15 protein-coding genes are annotated in these 16,857 nt (G+C 69.7%); 1 reads left to right on the top strand and 14 read right to left on the bottom strand.

Annotated features, from left to right (window positions below):
• Positions 1–120: 120 nt before the first annotated feature.
• Genes MKD50_RS15580 through MKD50_RS15560 form a run of 5 tightly spaced genes read right to left on the bottom strand, consistent with a single transcriptional unit; the run spans position 121 to position 4,713 of the window.
• A complete protein-coding gene (locus MKD50_RS15580; protein ID WP_252667593.1) occupies positions 121–1,200 on the bottom strand; it encodes an NAD(P)H-dependent flavin oxidoreductase in 1,080 nt (359 codons plus the stop codon).
• Positions 1,197–2,087: an enoyl-CoA hydratase gene (locus MKD50_RS15575; protein WP_252667591.1), complete on the bottom strand. Its 891-nt coding sequence runs from the start codon at positions 2,085–2,087 to the stop codon at positions 1,197–1,199. Before MKD50_RS15575 ends, MKD50_RS15580 begins: the two co-directional genes overlap by 4 nt.
• A 7-nt stretch (positions 2,088–2,094) precedes the next feature.
• The gene (locus tag MKD50_RS15570; protein WP_252667590.1) at positions 2,095–2,895 is read right to left on the bottom strand and encodes a CoA-transferase subunit beta; all 801 of its coding nucleotides are present in this window, start codon (positions 2,893–2,895) and stop codon (positions 2,095–2,097) included.
• Between the two features lie 15 nt (positions 2,896–2,910).
• Positions 2,911–3,801 carry a CoA transferase subunit A gene (locus tag MKD50_RS15565; RefSeq protein WP_252667588.1) on the bottom strand — a complete coding sequence of 297 codons (891 nt, stop codon included), beginning with the start codon at positions 3,799–3,801 and terminating at the stop codon, positions 2,911–2,913.
• A 15-nt stretch (positions 3,802–3,816) separates the two neighbouring features.
• On the bottom strand, positions 3,817–4,713 hold the full coding sequence (locus tag MKD50_RS15560; RefSeq protein WP_240071727.1) for a VOC family protein: 897 nt from the start codon (positions 4,711–4,713) through the stop codon (positions 3,817–3,819).
• A 262-nt stretch (positions 4,714–4,975) separates the two neighbouring features.
• Between MKD50_RS15560 and MKD50_RS15555 the strand changes: the two genes are divergently transcribed.
• Positions 4,976–5,842 carry an SDR family NAD(P)-dependent oxidoreductase gene (locus MKD50_RS15555; protein ID WP_252667586.1) on the top strand — a complete coding sequence of 289 codons (867 nt, stop codon included), beginning with the start codon at positions 4,976–4,978 and terminating at the stop codon, positions 5,840–5,842.
• Between the two features lie 289 nt (positions 5,843–6,131).
• On the opposite strand, the gene MKD50_RS15550 is transcribed toward MKD50_RS15555, so the two are convergent.
• The 9 genes from MKD50_RS15550 to MKD50_RS15510 all read right to left on the bottom strand — a co-directional run bounded on the left by MKD50_RS15550 (position 6,132) and on the right by MKD50_RS15510 (position 16,665).
• Positions 6,132–6,581 (bottom strand): nuclear transport factor 2 family protein, encoded by a 450-nt coding sequence (locus tag MKD50_RS15550; RefSeq protein WP_252667585.1) that lies wholly within the window; start codon positions 6,579–6,581, stop codon positions 6,132–6,134.
• Positions 6,582–6,595: 14 nt separating this feature from the next.
• Positions 6,596–8,227, bottom strand: a complete 1,632-nt coding sequence (locus MKD50_RS15545) for a FadD3 family acyl-CoA ligase (protein ID WP_252667584.1) — start codon at positions 8,225–8,227, stop codon at positions 6,596–6,598.
• Position 8,228: 1 nt separating this feature from the next.
• Positions 8,229–9,284 carry a ferredoxin--NADP reductase gene (locus MKD50_RS15540; RefSeq protein ID WP_252667583.1) on the bottom strand — a complete coding sequence of 352 codons (1,056 nt, stop codon included), beginning with the start codon at positions 9,282–9,284 and terminating at the stop codon, positions 8,229–8,231.
• A gap of 36 nt (positions 9,285–9,320) precedes the next feature.
• On the bottom strand, positions 9,321–10,085 hold the full coding sequence (locus MKD50_RS15535; protein WP_115681615.1) for an SDR family oxidoreductase: 765 nt from the start codon (positions 10,083–10,085) through the stop codon (positions 9,321–9,323).
• Positions 10,069–11,778, bottom strand: a complete 1,710-nt coding sequence (locus tag MKD50_RS15530) for an FAD-binding protein (protein ID WP_252667582.1) — start codon at positions 11,776–11,778, stop codon at positions 10,069–10,071. The genes MKD50_RS15535 and MKD50_RS15530 overlap by 17 nt, the downstream gene beginning before the upstream one ends.
• Positions 11,779–11,796: 18 nt before the next feature.
• Positions 11,797–12,345: a flavin reductase family protein gene (locus MKD50_RS15525; RefSeq protein ID WP_115699816.1), complete on the bottom strand. Its 549-nt coding sequence runs from the start codon at positions 12,343–12,345 to the stop codon at positions 11,797–11,799.
• Entirely contained in the window at positions 12,342–14,096 is a 1,755-nt protein-coding gene (locus tag MKD50_RS15520; protein WP_252667581.1) for an FAD-dependent oxidoreductase, read from the bottom strand. The genes MKD50_RS15525 and MKD50_RS15520 overlap by 4 nt, the downstream gene beginning before the upstream one ends.
• Positions 14,097–14,120: 24 nt before the next feature.
• Positions 14,121–15,314: a flavin-dependent monooxygenase gene (locus MKD50_RS15515; protein WP_252667580.1), complete on the bottom strand. Its 1,194-nt coding sequence runs from the start codon at positions 15,312–15,314 to the stop codon at positions 14,121–14,123.
• A gap of 199 nt (positions 15,315–15,513) precedes the next feature.
• The gene (locus MKD50_RS15510; protein WP_092311592.1) at positions 15,514–16,665 is read right to left on the bottom strand and encodes an LLM class flavin-dependent oxidoreductase; all 1,152 of its coding nucleotides are present in this window, start codon (positions 16,663–16,665) and stop codon (positions 15,514–15,516) included.
• Between the last annotated feature and the right edge of the window lie 192 nt (positions 16,666–16,857).

Below are 16,857 nucleotides of genomic sequence, written 5' to 3'. Positions count from 1 at the left end.
CCCGCAGGCGGGAGAGAGGAGCACACCGGCGGCGCTTGCAGCGTCTGCGGTCTTGATCGCTGCGGTCTGTGTACTCCCTCTCCCGCTCGCGGGAGAGGGCCGGGGTGAGGGCCGGGCGCATCAACGAAGCTCACCCTCCCGCAATACCAGCGCCTCCATCCGCGCCAGCGCCTGCCTGACCATCCCCGCCACGATCTGCTCGCACGACTCGATCGCGCCGATTGCCGCCGCAGCCTGTCCGCTCGGCAGCACCCCTTCATCCGGGCACCCCTCCACCATCGCGCGCTGGATCAGCACCGGCGCATTGGCAGCCATCAGCGTTTGCGCGGCGCTGTAGTCCTGCTCGCGCATCGCGCGCCACGCGGTCGCCAGCATCTGCGTGCTGCGCATGCCGGTGCGTGCCTGCCACTTGCGCGCGGCCGACAGCGCCAGCCACGTGCGGCGCAACGGGCCGGCCTGTTCCAGCCCGATCAGCAGGTCGTTGTCGATCATCCGCTGCGGCAATCCGTCGATCGCCAGCGAGACGCGGATCTGGCCCGCGTCACGTACCTTGACGTAGCGCTCCAGCGTCTGCGCCGGCACCGGCGACTCGGCCGACATCAGGAAGCGCGTGCCCATGGCCACGCCGGCGGCGCCGTAGGCCAGCGCCGCGGCCAGCCCGCGGCCGTCGAAGAAGCCGCCCGCCGCCACTACCGGCACGCTGACACTGTCCAGCACCTGCGGCAGCAGCAGCGTGGTGGGCGTGCCGCCGGTATGGCCGCCGCCCTCGCCGCCCTGCACGGTGACCACGTCCGCGCCCATCTCCACGGCCTTGGCCGCGTGCTTGGCGGCGCCCACCGTCGGCATGCAGACGATGCCTGCTGCCTTGAGCCGGCCAACCATCTTCGCGTCCGGGCCGCGCCCATAGCTGACCGCGCGCAGCCGGTGGCGGATCGCCATCTCGATGACCTCGTGCGCGTTGGGCTGGAACATGTGGAAATTGATGCCGAAGGGCCGGTCGCTGAGCGCCTTCACGCGCAGGATTTCGCGTTCGACCTCGCCCGGCGGGATCGTGGCGCCGGCCAGGAAGCCGAAGGCACCGGCGTTGCCGCTAGCGGCGACGAGCTTCGCGTCGGCGACCCATCCCATTGCCGTCTGCACGATCGGATAGCGGCAGCCGAGCAGGTCGCACAGCACGGTGTGCAGGCTGGCGGCGCTCATGCCTTGCCCTCGCCGCCGGTGCGTTGCGACGCCGCCATGGCGCGCGCGTCATAGCCGCCGAGCTTGTCGCCGCTGACCAGTTCGTTGTGCGCGTGGGCAAAGTGGTGCCAGGCAAAGACCGCATCCATCGCCGTGCGCTTGCCCTGCAGGTCTTCCACGTGGTTGACGGCCTGCTTGGTCAGCGTCAGGCCCAGGCGCGGCATCTGAGCGACCTTGGCGGCCATGCCGTATACCGTGTCCTCGAGCGCGTCGCGCGGCACCACGCGGTTGACCATGCCCATGCGCTCGGCGCGCTCCGCGCCCATGCGCTCGCCCAGGAACAGGAATTCCTTGGCAATGCGCGGGTGCAGCTCGTACGCATGCGCGAAGTACTCCACGCCCGGGATGCCCATGCGCACCACCGGATCGGCAAAGAAGGCATCGTCGGAGGCCACGATCAGGTCGCACACCCAGGCCAGCATCAGCCCGCCGGCGATGCACGCGCCGTGCACCATGGCGATGGTCGGCTTGGGCAGTTCACGCCAGCGCCGGCACATGCCCAGGTAGACCTCCTGCTCGCGCGCATAGAGGAACTCGCCGCCGGGCTTGTTGACATGGTCATACCAGAGCGACGCTCGCTCGAAGGTCTCGTTGATATCGCGCCCGGGCGTGCCGATGTCGTGCCCGGCGGAGAAGTGCTTGCCGGCGCCGCGCAGCACGATCACCTTGACCGAGTCGTCGGCGGCGGCGCGCCGGTAGGCCTCGTCCAGCGCATACGTCATCTTCGAGTTCTGCGCGTTGTGGAACTGCGGCCGGTTCATGGTCACCGTGGCGATGCCGTCGGCGACCTGGTAGAGCACCTCGGCGTTCGGGCCGAGGCTGATGGGTTCGATGGCAGGCGATGTCATGGCAGTCTCAGGCGCGTCCGGAAGGGTTGCCGCGCACGATCGCAGCGCGCAGGTTGTGCGGGTCGAGCTGTGCGATCAGCCGCAGTTCTTCCGGCGTCGGTGCCGCCGTCTCCGGCAGCGCTTCGCCGCGCGGGTTGGCCAGCGCAAAGCCGGTGGCGGCCTGCACCTGCTCAAGGCTGACCCCCGGGTGCAGCGAGCGCACGCGGATGGCATGGTCAGCGCCGCCAAAATCCATCACGCACAGGTCGGTGACGATCACGCGCAGGTCCACGAAGCTGCGCATGCCTTCGATCTGGCGCGCCGGGTTGTAGCCGACGCTGCAGACCATGTCGACTTCGCCGGCGACAAAGGCGCGCGTGCTGTGCCCCGGCACGAAGTAGGAGTTGGCGTGGTTGATGCTGTTGCCGGGAAAGCCGCGCGCGCCCAGCAACTGGGTCTTGGGCTGCGCATGGGTGCCGCCCAGGCAGGAAATATTGGCCTGGCCGAAGCGGTCGATCTGCGTCGGCATCACCAGCGCATGGCGGCGCCCGCCCCACAGGCAGTCGAACACGCGCGCATAGCCCATCCAGCCGCTCGCGCGCACCTGGTAATCCGGTTCGCGCGGGCCAAGGGGCACCGGCGTTTCGACCAGGTAGGCCTCGCCGTCGGTCAGCAGCAGGCCGGGGTTGTGCGCAAGCCGCGCGAGGCCTGCTGCGATGCGCGGGCCGGTGCCGATGCCGGTGGCCAGCACCTCGCCGTCGTCGCACCAGGCGCGGGCGGCGACGGCGATCATCAGCTCGGCGCGGGTAAAGTCATAAGTGGCGCTCACGGTCGCTCCTTGGGATCAAAGTACGGGCAGCGGCAGGTCGCGCACGTGCCCCACGCCGCCGATGCACGCCAGGTAGTGCGCCTCGCTGGCGCCCACCACCTCGTCGCGGTAGGCGCGGAAGCCGTCTTCCGCATCGGCGCTGGCGCAGTAGGACTTCAGCGCCGGCAGGTCCCAGCCATAGGCCGGCGCGCATGAGGTGGGATGGGCTCCCGCCGGCGCGTGCACCACGCCGGTCACCAGCGCGCGCTCGAAAGGGTTGTTGCGGGCGCGCGCCAGCTCGGTGTCTTCGAGGCGCGGGTGCAACGTTTCGCAACTGACATAGCAGTGCTGCGCGGCGCGCGCGAACCATTCATCGAAGAACGGATCAGGGCCGTCGATGCGGGTGTTGCCCAGCACATCGCTTTGGTTCACGTGCAGCAGCGCCGCATCCAGCGGAATCGCCGGCATCGCCAGCAGGACTTCGCCATCGTCGTACGGCGAACGGACGGTCTTCAGGTGCGGGTTGCGGTCCAGCACGTCGGTGCCCAGCGCGGCGCGCGTCGGCAGGAACGGCAAGCGCGCGGCGGCCGCGCGCAGGCCCAGCTGCAGCATGCCTTCGTCCAGCTCGGTCACCTCCAGCAGGCCGCGCTCGCGCGCCTGGCGGAAGTACGGCTCGAGCGGGATCACGTCGAGCGAGACAAAGCCGAACACCAGCCGGCGCACCTTGCCGGCGGCGCACAACATGCCTACCTCGGGGCCGCCGTAGGCCACCACGGTCAGGTCTTTCAGCGGCGAGCGCAGGATCTCGCGCACCAGCGCCATGGGCTTGCGGCGCGGGCCCCAGCCGCCGATGCCGATGGTCATGCCGTCGGCGAACTGGCCGACCACGTCGGCCGCGCTCATGGTCTTGTCGATGGTCTTGGTCATAGGTCTGTGCCGCGCTTAGCGGTATCCGATGCTGAAGTCATGGCCCCACAGGCTGACGCGCGTGGCCTCGTAGGCGGCGTGACGGCTCCAGTCCACCTCCAGCCCGCCGTGCCCGAACTCGAGGTCGAAACCGCCGGGGGTCTTCATGTAGAAGGAAGTCATGCGGTCATTGCAGTGCTGCCCCAGCGTGGCCGACAGCTTCACGCCGTGCTGCTGCACCCGGTCGAGGGCGCGGCCCACCTCCGTCATGTCGGGAACCTCGGCCATCACGTGGATGCAGCCGGCTTCGGACGGCATCTCGAAGATCGCCAGGCTGTGGTGGCGCGCATTGGCGCAATGCAGGAAGTGGATGCGCTTCTCCGGCTCGTTGGGATCGCTGGTGAAGCGCACGCGGTAGATGTCCGACAGGCCGAAGCCCATCACGTCGCGCAGGAACGCGTAGGTCTTGTCGAAGACCGGCGCCGGCAGCACGGTATGGCCGGCGCCCATCGGGTCGGTGATGAAGCGCGGCACGCCGACCGGCGAGACGAAGCGCAGGAAATCGGAACGCATGCCCCACGAGACCTCGTGGCGGTTGCCGGACGGATCGGCAAACCAGGCCATCGCCTGCACCCGGCGCTGCGCCAGTTCGGCGGGGCTGGCCTGCACGACTTCGACGTTGGCCTGGCGCAGCGTCTCGAGCGCATGGCGATAGGCCGCCTCGTCGGCCAGCTCCCAGCCCGATGCCAGGTAGCGGTCGCGCGTACCCGGCACCACCAGGTAGCGGTAGTCGCGCTCATCCATCTTCACATACAGCGCACCGCCGGGCGCACCGGCACAAGCCATGCCGAGCACTTGTTCGGCATAGCCTCGCCACTGCCCGATGTCGGTGGACTCGACCACGATGTAGCCAAGCGCACGAATGTCCAACATGCCGGTCTCCTCAGGTTCGATGTGGGTGTTCGATGTGAGTGTCGAACGGGACGGCTGCGGCGCGGCTGCAGCCTGTCGATGGGACCGATTCTTTCGTGTGCGGGCACTTGGTGCATCGTCCTGGCGGACTAGCCGGTATCGCCACGCCAGGCCTTCCGGCCGGCGCGCGGGCGCGGCCGGAGGTAGTCCGAACGAGTGATGTGCGGGCGGTGCGCTGGCCGCACCCTCTGCGCGGGACAGACCCTTACACAGAGGAGCAGAGATGACGGAATCAGGAAAAACCTGCGTCGCCGTGGTGACCGGCGCATCGCGCGGCGCGGGCCGCGGCATTGCGCTGGCGCTGGGTGCCGCGGGCGCCACGGTGTATGTCACCGGCCGCACCGAACAGGAGGGCAGCGCGCCGCTGCCTGGCACCATCCACGCCACCGCGCGCGAGATCGATGCGCTCGGCGGGCGCGGCATCGCGGTCGCCTGCGACCATGGCGACGACGCCCAGGTCGCGGCGCTGTTCCGCCGCGTGCGCGCAGAGGCCGGGCGGCTGGACATCTTGGTCAACAACGCCACCTTCCTGCATGATGAGCTGATCCAGCCGGGGCCGTTCTGGCAGAAGCCGCTGGAAATGGCCGGCATCCTCGACGTGGGGCTGCGTTCCGGCTATGTCGCCAGCTGGCACGCCGCGCCGGTGATGGCGGCGCAGGGGCGCGGGCTGATCGTGTTCACCTCGTCCTTCGGCGCCAACTGCTATATGCATGGGCCGGCCTACGGCGCGCAAAAGTCCGGCATCGACAAGTTCGCGCACGACATGGCGGTGGACCTGCGGCCGTACGGCGTGGCCGCGGTGTCGCTGTGGATGGGCCCGCTGCGCACCGCCCGCACGCTGCGGGTATGGGAGCAGCATCCGGACAAGTACGCGGCGTTTGCGCCGGTAGCGGAGACACCGGAGTTCACGGGGCGCATCATCGACGCGCTGTACCGGGATCCGATGCTGATGGAGAAGTCCGGGCAGGTGCTGATCGGCGCGGAAGCGGCGCTGGCCTATGGCATCGTCGACGCGGAAGGCGTGCAGCCGCCGTCGTACCGGGAGGCGCTTGGCGGCCCGCCGGCGGTGCATCCGGCGATCGTGGAATAGGGGTCGTAGGCAGTGGCGTATTGGCGCGCTTGCCTTCTCCTCAGGGCTTCAAACTGCCGATTGCGTACTCCCTCTCCCGCTTGCGGGAGAGGGGAGGAAACACGCGGCGTCGTCATCTTGCCTCAGGCCTTCGAACTCCCGCTTGTGTACTCCCTCTCCCGCTTGCGGGAGAGGGTTGGGGTGAGGGCCGGAGCATCAACCAAGTAAAGGCCGTCGCTATTGCATGCGCCCGCCCTCTCCCCCGCCCCTCTCCCGCAAGCGGGAGAGGGGAGCAAACAATCGGCAAGCGTCAGCCAGCGCCCACAGACAACAACCCCGTCGTGAACACGGTCGACCGGATCACCCAGTCCCCTTGCACCCGTACGTACACATCCAAGTAGCGCCCCGTCAGGAAAGTCCGCGTCCCACTGGCATCATCCAGCGCCAGATAGGCCAGGTCCCAGCTACCCTGCGCCGTGCCATCCTCCCCCACGCGAATATCCCCCTGCCCCGCGAAATGCATTTCCCGCAGCGTAGGCCGGCAGGCCAGTTCGGCAAAGCACTGCACCAGCGCATCGCGGCCCGCAAAGGTCCCGATCCGGTCATAGTGGATATGCGCCCCGTCGGCAACAAAGCACGCCCGCATGGCCTCGGGGTCCTTGTCGTCGCAGGCGCGCAGGTAGCGCAGCTTGAGCGCCCGGATCGCATCGGCGGCTTCGAGCCGGTCCAGCCGTTCGGCAAGCGACTTCATGTCCGTCATGGTGTCTGCCCCCGTCACGATGCGCGCAACTGGTACTTGAGCACCTTGCCCGCCGCACTCACCGGCAACGAGCTCACGAACAGCACCTCGCGCGGCACCTTGTAGTTGGCCATGTGCCGGCGTGCCCAGGCAATCAGCGTGTCGGCATCGACCCGCGCGCCGTGGCGCAGCACCACGTAGGCGCGGCCGACCTCGCCCAGCCGGTCGTGCGGCATGCCCACCACCGCCACCTGGGCCACCGCCGGATGCGCCACCAGCAGCTTTTCCACCTCGGCCGGATAGCAGTTGAAGCCGCCGACGATAAACATGTCCTTGATGCGGTCGGTGATGCGCAGGTAGCCGCGCGCATCGAGCGTGCCGACGTCGCCGGTATGCAGCCAGCCGTCGCTGTCGACAGCTTCGGCGGTGGCTTCGGGCAGGCCGAAATAGCCTTGCATCACGTTGTAGCCGCGCACCAGCACTTCGCCCGGCTCGCCGGTGGCCACCGGCTGCCCCTGCGCGTCGATGCAGCGGATCTCGATGCCCGGCATCGCGCGCCCGGAGGTGCCGGCGACGGTCTCGGCGTCGTCGCCGGCGCGTGTCAGCGTGGCGAAGCCGCACGACTCGGTCAGGCCGTAGCCGGTGATGATGGTGTCGAAGCCGAGTTCGTCGCGCATGCGCTGGATCAGCGCCGGGGCGATCGCCGAGGCGCCGGTCACCGCCACGCGCAGCGAAGACAGGTCGAACTCGCGCAGGCGCGGCGCGTTCAGCAGGGTCTGGTACAGCGTGGGCGGGCCGGGCAGCACCGTGATGCCTTCGTTCTCCACGCGGGTCATCACGGCCTCGGCGTCGAACACCAGGTGGGGCAGCACCGTGGCGCCGCGCGACAGCGCCGCCAGCCAACCGGCCTTGTAGCCGAAGGTATGGAAGAACGGATTGACGATCAGGTAGCGGTCCCCGGCCCGCACGCCGGTGATGGCGGCCCAGCCGTCGATGGCGCGCAGGTTCTGCGCGTGCGCCGTCATCACGCCCTTGGGCCGTCCGGTGGTGCCCGAGGTGAACATGATGTCCATCGGCGTGTCGCCGCGCACCCCGGCCTCGCACGCAGAAAATGCAGCCATGTCGGTGCGTGGCGCCAGCGCGAGGAAATCGTCCCAGGCCAGTTCGTCCGCGCCGGCAGCCCTGCCCTGCCCCGGCCGCAGGATCACCAGCCGCTCCAGCGTGCCGGGACGGTGCGGCGCCAGCATCTGCGGATAGCTTTCGCCGAGGAAGCCGTCAACGCAGAACAGCAGCCGCGCGCCGCTGTCGGCCAGCACCGCGCCGGCTTCGGCCCCTTTCATGCGCGTATTGAGCGGCACCAGCGCCGCGCCCACGCTGTGCGTGGCCAGCGCCGCGATAATCCACTCGGAGAAGTTCGGCGCCCACAGGGCGACGCGGTCGCCAGGCTGCACGCCTAGCGCCATCAGCGCGCGCGCCGCCTGGATCCGGCTGTCGTCGAGCGCGGCGTAGCTCAGGCGCAGCCCGTCTTCCTGGATGGCAATGCGCTCGCCGTGGCGGCTGGCCGCGCGCCGCAGCAGCGCGGGAATGGTCTCGGCAAGGCTGTCGTTGGCCGCGGCTTCGATGCCGGCCGGTGCCACAATGGCGTCGAGGGTGTCAGATGGAGTCATGTCAATCCGGGAACTTCAGGTGGATCTCGCTGCTGGCCGGGCGCGCCTGGCAGGCCAGGGTCCAGCCCGCGTCCAGGTCGGCGCGGTCGAGCACATGGTTTTCGCCGAGCGTCACGTCGCCCTGCGTCACCTGGCACATGCAGGCGCCGCACAGGCCGGCGCGGCAGGAGCTGGGCGCGGCCACGCCGGCGCGCTGCAGCGCGTCGAGCACGGTTTCATCGGGCGCCACGCCGACCTGGTGGGTCGCGCCGTCCAGCTGCACGGTCAGGGCTGCGCCGCGCATCGCCGGCACGGAGACGACAGGTTCGGCCACGGCCACGCGGGCCGGCGCCGTGGCCGCCGGCGCATCGGGCAACGATACGAAGCGCTCCACGTGCAGTTGCCCGCGCGGCAGGCCCAGCGCCTGCAGTGCGGCCTGGGCGCCGTCCATGAACGGCCCGGGCCCGCACACAAAGCACTGCGCCATGCTCCAGGGCCGCACCAGTTCCTCGATCTGGCGCTGCGTGGGCGGGCCCTGCACGCTGTCCAGCCAGTGGATCACGCGCAGGCGGCCGGGATGGCTGCGCGCCAGTTCCGCCAGCGCCTCGCGGAAGATGATGGAGCGCTCGTCGCGGTTGGCATACACCAGCGTGACCGCGCCGCGCCCGTGCCGCAGCGCCGCCTTGGCGATCGACAGCACCGGCGTGATGCCGCTGCCGCCGGCCAGCAGCAGGAAGTCGCCCTGCAGCGCGGGCGGCGTGAACACGCCGGCCGGTGGCATCGCCTCGACCGTGTCGCCGGCGCCGAGATGGTCGCAGATCCAGTTGGACACGCGCCCGCTCTGCACGCGCTTGACGGTCACGCGCAGCGCGCCGTCCACGCCCGGCGAGCTGGACAGCGAATAGCAGCGCTGCAGCGGCACGCCGTCGACGGGCACGCGCAGCGTCAGGAACTGGCCCGGGCGGTAGGCAAAGGTCTCGCGCAGCCCGTCGGGCAACGCGAATACCAGTGAATGCGCCTGGTCCGTCTCCGCGACCACTTCGGCGATCTGCAGCCGATGGAATTGCACTGGCGCCATGATGTCCTTGTTTCGTCGTTGCTTCCCGGCGCGCGCTCAGGCCACGCCCATGATGGTCTGGGCGTTGTCGATGCGCAGTTCCGCGCCATTGATGAAGCGCGATTCGTCCGAGGCCAGAAACAGCACCAGGTTGGCTACGTCGCGCGGATGGCACATGCGCTGCATCGGCTCGGCGCCGCCGACCTCCTCGGGCAACGCGGTGGCGCCGCCGGGCAGGAAGGCCGCGGTCATCGGCGTCAGGATGCCGTCCGGATGGATCGAGTTGCAGCGGATGCGGTAGCCGCTCTGCTTGCAATGGCCCGCCACGGCGCGCGTCAGCGCCGCGACCGCGCCCTTGCTGGCGCTGTAGGCGCAGAACGCGCCCATGCCGCCCAGCGCCGCCACCGACGACATATTGACGATGCTGCCGCCGCCCGCCTTCATCGCGGCCACGCCGTACTTGCAGCCCAGGAAGTAGCCGTCGGCGTTGATGCGCATCACGCGCTGCCACTGCTCCAGCGTGGCTTCCTCGACCGTGCCCAGCATCAGGATGGCGGCGTTGTTGACCAGCACGCTGGGCGCGCCGAAGCGCTGCTCGGTGCGCGCCATCACCTGTTGCCAGCCGGCTTCACTGGCGATGTCGTGCGGCACGAACAGCGCGGTCTCGCCGATCTCGCGCGCCAGCGCGTGGCCCGCTTCCTCATTCACATCGGTCAGCACCACGCGCGCGCCTTCGCGCGCCAGCAGCAGGGCGTCTTCCTTGCCCACGCCGCTGGCGGCCCCGGTGACGATAGCGATCTTTCCTTCAGTACGTTGGCTCATGGGTAGTCTCCTGGTTGGTATGGGCCTGCTGGCCGCCGATGGGGTGGCCGGCAGGCTGTTGTGCGAGATGGCGGCCCGCGTTGCGTCCCGACCAGATGCAGTCGGCAAGCGACAGGCCGCTCACGTAATGATTGGAGGCGATGCCGACGGCGGTGCGGCCCACGGCGTAGAGCCCGGCTATCGGTGCCCCGCCCGCGGCGGCCAACACCTGGCCGCTGGATTCCTCCACCGCCAGGCCGCCCAGCGTGATCGCCGGACACGGAAAGACCCGGCTGTCGGCCGAGATGTCGATCGCCAGCCACGGCCCGCTCTCGAGCGACGCGCACATGGCCGCCGACTTGCCGGTCGGATCGGGTGTCTCGCCGCGCGCCGCAGCGTTATAGGCATCGAGGGTCGCGCACAGCGCAGCCGCTGGCATGCCCAGCTTGCCGGCCAGCGCGTCGACGCTGTCGGCGCGGCGCGCGCCGGCCAGCATCAGCAGCGCCGCGGGCAAGGCCTGGAACGCCCACAGCCGGCCGCCCAGGCATTCGCGCAGGGCCTCGCGCGCCAGCGCGCGGTTCAGCACCAGCCAGGCACGCCCTCCGTGCCGCTCGCAGATGGCATGGCCGAGCGTGGCGCCATAGGTTTCCTCGTTGCCGATGCGCGCGCCCTGCGCATCGACCACGCAGCCGCGTGCCCACGCGAACGGCGGATTGATGAAGCGCCACGCCGAGACGCGCTCCAGGTGCCGCGTGGCGCCGCCCGCCGATTCGCCCAGGCGGATGCCGCTGCCATCGCAGCCGGTGGCCCCCAGGCGCCAGGCCTGCTGGTACTTGCCGGCGTGGCGAGCCACCATGGCGCGGTTGAAGATAAAGCCGCCAGTGGCGAGCACCACCGCGCGGGTGCGCACCGCGACCGGCTGCGCATGGCGCAACTCCAACTGCAGCAAGAGCGCGCGCAGACGGTCGGCCAGCGCCGGCAGGCCGTTGTGCAGGCGTTCGGCCAGCCGCGCCAGGCGGGCATGGCGTTTCTGGTGGCGCGGCGGCAGCTGCCACAGCTCGACGCCGACGACCGCGCCGTCGCGGTCCAGGATTAGCCGCCGCGCCGCGCACTGGCGCATGACCGTGATCTGCCGGTGGTCTTCCACCGCACGGCGCAGCACGCCGTACAGTGTGCGGCCGGACATGCCGGGACCCTTGACGCGGTGGCCGCGCGGGGCGGGCGCGGCATGCTGCGCGTAGGCGGGCACCGCTTCATTGCCGGAGTAGTACAGGTAATAGGGCTGCGCCGGATACGAGGTCTTGCGCGGCGGCACGGTGGCGGCAAAGCGCACGCCCAGCGCCTCCAGCCACCCGATCATCGCGCGGCTGTGCTCGCAGAAGTCCTGCAGCGTGGCGTCGCTGACCACGCCTTCGGTTTCCTGGCGCAGGTAGCCGGCCATGGCCTGCGGCGTATCGTCATAGCCCGCGGCGCGCTGGTAAGGCGTGCCGCCGCCGGCATAGACCACGCCACCACTTTTGGTGCTGGCGCCGCCGCCTTCGAAGCGTTCCGCCACGATCACGCGCGCGCCGCCATGCGCGGCTTCCAGCGCGGCGCAGGCGCCGGCGGCGCCGAAGCCGACCACCACGGCATCGCAGGCGGCCTGCCAGGGATGCGCGTCGGGGTCATCGAGCCGCAACGGGGCGTGGACGGGGGTGACGGCATCGTAAGCCATGCTGGCGCTTGCTCCGCGTTATGCCGAACACAGCGCGCCCAGCGGCGCGGAGGTGGTATAGGCGCCGTCGACATAGACCAGCGGCGAGACCTCGCCGGCCAGCCTGACCTCGCGCAGCCGGCCGATAAAGACCGCATGGGTGCCGTAGTCGAAGCGGCCGTCCTGCTGGCAGATCAGGTTGGCCTGGGCATCGCGCAGGGACGGCACGCCCAGCAGGTCGTCTTCCCACTCGCCGCTGGTGAAGCGCGCTTCGCCTTTGAGCCGGCCGCTGCAATCGACCGCGATATCGCGATGGTCGGCGGCGAGCAGGTTGATGCAGAAGTCCGCGCCGGCATCGAGCGGCGGGTAGATCGACGAATTGCGGTTGATGCAGATCAGCAGCGAGGGCGGATCGGCGGACAGCGAATCGACCGCGGTTACCGACATCGAATAGCGGCGCTCGCCGTGGCGGCAGCTGATCACGGCGACGGAGCGGGCCATGCGGCGCATCGCCTTGAGCATGTCATCGCGCAGCGCGCCACCGGCTTCGGCGCTGGAATCCGCACTGGATTGGGGTCTGGCGCTCATAGAGCCTCCTGTACTGGTTGAGCGGGGTGCGTGGCGGCGGGTTGCCGCGCATGCTGCGAGATCGCGTCCGCGGCGATCATGCCGAAGGTCATCGCCGGGCCCAGCGTGGAGCCGGCGCCGGGATAGCTGGTGCCCATCATCGAGGCGCTGGTATTGCCGATGGCAAACAGGCCGGCGATGGCGCTGCCGTCAGCGCGCAGCACGCGCGCGCTGGCGTCGGTGACCAGCCCGCCCTTGGTGCCGATATCGCCGGCATCGAGCCGCACCGCGTAGAACGGGGCCTTGCCGATCGGCGCCAGGCAAGGGTTGGGCCGTACCGCGGGGTCGCTGTAGTAGGTGTCGAACAGGTTGTCGCCCTTGCCGAACTCCGCGTCCACGCCCGTAGCGGCGTAGTCGTTCATGCGCGCGACGCTGGCGACCAGGCCGTCGGCATCCACGCCGATCTTCTGCGCCAGTTGCGCCAGCGTGTCGGCGCGCACCAGGATGCCGGACAGGCTGGCCGGGATGCTGCGGTCCGGCATCACCGAGCCGGGCAGGATCGGCCCGCACGGGTACTTGTGGCGGAAGGTGGCATCGAACACCATCCAGGCCGGCACGCTGCATCCGGTCTGCTCGTGGTCGCGGTACATCGCGGGCACGAACTCGGAGTACGGCGCGGCCTCGTTGACGAAGCGCCGGCCCTGCCCGTTCACCACCAGGCAGCCCGGCATGGCGCGCTCGATAAACAGCGCGCGCTGCTTCTCTTCGCCCTGCACCTGCACCGTGGGCGCGCCCCAGACGTGGGACATCAGCGCCACGTCGGCGCCGGCCGCCTGCGCGGCGCGGATGGCGTCGCCGGTATTGTTGGGCGGCGTCGCGCTCCAGGCGGCGCGGGTCGGTTGCGGCAGGTATTGTTCGCGCATGGCCTGGTTGCGCTCGAAGCCGCCGGCGGCGAGGATCACGCCGCGCAGCGCGCGGATCTCCACCACGCGTCCGTCCTGCACGGCGCGCACGCCGCGCACGGTGCCGTCCTCGACGATCAGGTCCTGCAGCGCGGTATCGAGCCACAGCGGAACCGCGCGATCCATCAGCGCGCGCCGCAGGCCGCCGACCAGGCTGTTGCCGAGCGTGAGGCGGCGGTCGCGCCGGGTCTTGCGGCGCCAGCCCAGGTCGAGCCAGTAGCGCGCGAACTGGCGCAGCGCCAGCCCGAACCAGCCGGGCGAGCGGCACAGCAGCGCGTGCGCCTCGCCGGAGGTGACGGCCACGCGGCCGCCTACCAGCGTGCCCGGCGAGGGCGGGCGCAGCCGGTCGAACTCTTCGCGCAGCTGCGCGCCGTCGAACGGCATCGGGTCGAGCGCGCGGTAGCCCGGCATCGCCCCCGGCAGTTTCTGGAAGTAGTCGGCGTAGCGCGGCAGCGTGTAGTAGTGCACACCGGCCTGCTGCTCCAGGTATTGCAGCATGCGCGGCGCCTGTTCGAGATAGGCGCGGATGCGCTGCGGGTCGCCGTGCTCGCCGGTGCAGGCGAGCACGTATTCCAGCGCGCTGGCGTAGTCGTCCTGCCCGCCCGCCGGCGCGATATGGTGGTTCAGCGGAATCCAGATACCACCGCCGGACACCGCCGAGGTGCCGCCATACTGGCTGCTCTTCTCCAGCACCACCACCGACAGGCCGCGATCGGCGGCGCGGCAGGCGGCCAGCATGCCGCCGGCGCCGGAGCCGACCACCACCACGTCAAACTCGCCGGGCTGCATGCGCGCTCTGCTCTGGCTCATGTTGGGTCCTTGTGCCGGCGCGGCTCAGATGAAGAAGTCCGTGTTGGCGCGGCCCATCATCACGCCGCCCAGGTTCTGTCCGAATCGGTCCAGGTTGTTGGCGTAGTGGGCGCGCGCCGCGTGCAGGTCGAGGAAGCGGCGCACCATCGGGTTGCTGCGGTAGATGCCGTTGCCGCCGGCGTAGCGCAGCAGGCCGTTGGCCAGCTGCGCGCAGCGCTCGGCCACCTGCGCGGACTGGTAGCGGAAATGCAGGCGGCGCGGAGTCTCGATCTGGCCGCCGTCGCGGGCCACCGCCAGCAGTTCGTCGAAGTTGCGCTCCAGGATGGTCCGCATCTCGTCGATGGCCACCTGCGCGCTTGCGCACGCCAGCTGCGCGCCGCCGTCTTCCGCGGTCTTGCCGCCGCCGTTGCTGCTGACACGGCCATCGGCGTAGGCGACGAAGTCGTCCAGCGTGCCTTCCAGTGCGCCGATACAGGCGGTGCAGACCGCGCGCACGAAGATCTGCGCGAACGGCAGCCGGTACAGCGGCACGTCATTGACGGCCAGCCCCGGGCTGGTGCCCATGGCGCCGTCGACGGCGCGGTGGGTGCGGTAGTCGGGCACGAACACGTCGTCGACCACGATGTCGTGGCTGCCGGTGGCGCGCAGGCCCAGCACATCCCAGTTGCGCACGATCTTGTAGTCCGAGCGCGGCAGCAGGAAGGTGCGGTAGTCATAGGCGCCGCCCGGCTCGGCGGGAGGCACCAGGCCGCCGAGGAAAATCCAGTCGCACAGCTCGCTGCCGCTGGAAAACTTCCAGTGGCCGGAGAAGCGGTAGCCGCCTTCCACCGGCGTGACCTTGCCCACCGGCATGTAGGTCGAGGCAATCAGCGTGGCGGGGTCGGTGCCCCACACTTCCCGTTGCGCGCGTTCGTCGAACAGCGCCAGCTGCCAGTTGTGCACGCCGACCACGCCGTAGACCCAGGCGGTGGACATGCAACCCTTGGCCAGCGCCATCTGGATGCGGAAAAAGGTTTGCGGGTCCAGCTCATAGCCGCCGTGGCGGCGCGGCTGCAGCACCTTGAAAAAGCCGGCGTCCTGAATCTCGGCAATGGTCTCGGCGGGAATGCGCCCGTCGGCCTCGGCCTGCGCGGCGCGCTGGGCCAGCGCCGGGATCATCTGCTCGGCACGCGCGATCAGGCGCGCGGCCAGTTCCTTGGGATGGTTGTCGTGATGCACCGCGGTCTCCTTATTTGCCTGGTTTTGTGGCTGGCATCGATGTTTGCACCGGCGCGGTGGCGTGCCATCGTCTGTTGGGACTAGCTGTTATCGCGAACGCGCGCGTGCGACTTCGTGGATGCGCCGGCCCTCCCCCCCGCCCCTCTCCCGCAAGCGGGAGAGGGGAGCAAACCCGCGGCAAGCCAAACGCCTCCACGAATCAAGCCAGCGCCCGCAGCTTCCTCCCCTGCTTGCGGAAATGCGGAATCACGTGTTCGCCGATATTGCGGATGGTTTCCAGCTGCGCCCACTGCGGCACCGTGCCCATCTGGCAGATAAACAGGATCTCATCGGCGCCCGCATCGATCAGCCGCTGCACGTAGCCGATGCAGTCTTCCACCGTGCCGTAGGCGTGGTTGGGGTTCAGCATCATCATCGACGGATCGCTGAAATCCACCGATACCTTCTCCGACGCAAACTTCGTGTTGATCACCGCCTTGCCCTGCGCGTCGGTGGCCGTGACATGCTCGTCGTCCCACGCCGACGGGTCGGGACGCTCGCCGCCGGCGTACCAGTACGACAGCGACTCCATGAAATAGCGCTGCCCCTTGATGCCGATCTTGCGCGCGGCCAGGCCGTCTTCCAGCACGATGGTCGGGCACAGTGCCGCCAGGTGCTGGTGCGGGCGGAAGCCCACCTGGTCCTCCGGCTTGCGCGTCTCCCACGCGGCGCGGTAGATCTCGTTCTTCTTGGCCACATCCTCCGGTCCGCCGAAGCCCAGCACCAGCGCGCCCATGCCGCGCGCCCCCGCGCGCTGCAGCGTGTCGGCGTTGGTGCAGGCCAGGTACATCAGCGGGTGCGGGTCCTGGCGCGGCTTGGGATGGATCGGGCGGCGCGGGATCTTGATGAACTCGCCGTCGTGCTCGATCTCGTCCTGCGTCATGATCTTCGGAATCAGGTACATCGATTCGTCGATCATCGGGTGCAGGCTGTTCAGGTCGTAGCCGAAGGTGCCGGCCTCCTGCTGGGTGCCGCCCTTGCCCACGCCGAAGTGCACGCGGCCGCCCGACAGGATGTCGAGCGTGGCGATGCGCTCGGCCACCTTCACCGGATGATTCATCGCCGGCGGCAGGCACACCACGCCGTGGCCGATGCCGATGCGCTGGGTGCGTCCGGCGACGAAGGCCAGGAACGTCTCCGGCGCGCTCATGTGCGCGTAGTTGGTCAGTGCGGTGTGCTCGACCGCCCAGACCACGTCGAAGCCCATGTCCTCGGCCAGCACCACCTGTTCCATGATTTCATCGAACACCTTGTGGTCGCCGGCGCGCGAGGCATCGACGGTCTGGGCTTCATAGATCAACGAAAAACGCATTGCAGTCCCCTCTCGCTCTGTCGGTACAAGACCGCATCCGGGGCACTGCGAGGCGCTGCGCCTTGAGCCGGAAGCGGCCTGCGTGATCGCAGTGTGGTCGGCGCAAGACGTCGCAACATCGTCTGATTGGATTATGAGCCGCGCCGGGCGCGTCCCTATCATGGGCAGCGGGCAAACCGCCCGCGCTTATCG

This window comes from Cupriavidus mimosae (genome assembly GCF_023952485.1).
Taxonomy (GTDB): Bacteria; Pseudomonadota; Gammaproteobacteria; order Burkholderiales; family Burkholderiaceae; genus Cupriavidus; species Cupriavidus taiwanensis_C.
Note: the sequence above shows the minus strand (reverse complement) of the source record. Positions and strands in the feature narration are given on the sequence as shown.